The organism is Paraburkholderia sp. BR14374 (genome assembly GCF_040948685.1).
In the GTDB taxonomy this organism is placed as follows: domain Bacteria; phylum Pseudomonadota; class Gammaproteobacteria; order Burkholderiales; family Burkholderiaceae; genus Paraburkholderia; species Paraburkholderia youngii.
In genome coordinates this window covers 1-729 of record NZ_JBFPKF010000125.1, presented here as the reverse complement: position 1 = coordinate 729, position 729 = coordinate 1, and the positions used below count along the sequence as shown (strand labels likewise).

Genomic DNA, 729 nt, shown 5'->3' with positions numbered 1-729 from the left:
TCAGCCGCGACAGATCGACTTCGCCTTCCACTTCGCCGACCACCTGCGCGGCGCTGCCGTCCTGGCGCGCATAGGCCTGGTTGATCGCCTGCGCGAGATCGTCGGCGGGCACGCGCACGACCGACACCACGCCGTAGTTGCGCGCGATTTCGGCAAGCGCGGCTTCGCTCGTGCGCTCGCTGATCCAGACTTCGAGGCTATCGGCATGCTGATGCGCGACCAGGATCTGGCCGCTGCGCGCAAAACCGTATGGCACCAGCCGGGCGGCAAGCGGCGAGGGCGCCGCGCGCTCGCCGGCCGCGGCGTCACCGTTCAGCGGACGTTGCGAGGGTGCGGTTTGCGCGGGCATCTGCGTCACGGACGCGCTCCCGGCGACACCGTGCTCGGCACCGGGCCGCTCGCCGGCTCGACGACGGCCGGTTGCGGCATGGTTTGCGGCACCGTCTGCGGCACGGGTTGGGTTGAAGTCTGCGCGCCAGCTTGCGGCACGGCCGGCGCGGCGGCTTGCGGGGGTACCTGTTGAGGAACCTGTTGCGGTGCCTGCTGCGGCATCATCTGCTGGCGGCGCATCTGGTTCAGGTCGAACAGGTTCATCGCCGGCACCCCGCCCTGGCTCGGGCCGAGCGGCATCGGCGGCACGACCGGATCGTCGCGATCCCTCATGATGTTGTTGTCCTGACGGTACGCGCCCTGCACACCCTGGATGTAGTCGTAGCGGTTCGCCGTGAC

Annotated in this window: 2 pseudogenes; both read right to left on the bottom strand. The window is 70.0% G+C overall.

Features of this window, described 5'->3' with window-relative positions:
- A pseudogene (locus tag AB3X86_RS38320) lies at positions 1-349 on the bottom strand (type II secretion system protein GspE); the annotation flags it as partial.
- Positions 350-354: 5 nt separating this feature from the next.
- Positions 355-729 (bottom strand): annotated as a pseudogene (locus AB3X86_RS38315) (type II secretion system protein GspD); the annotation flags it as partial.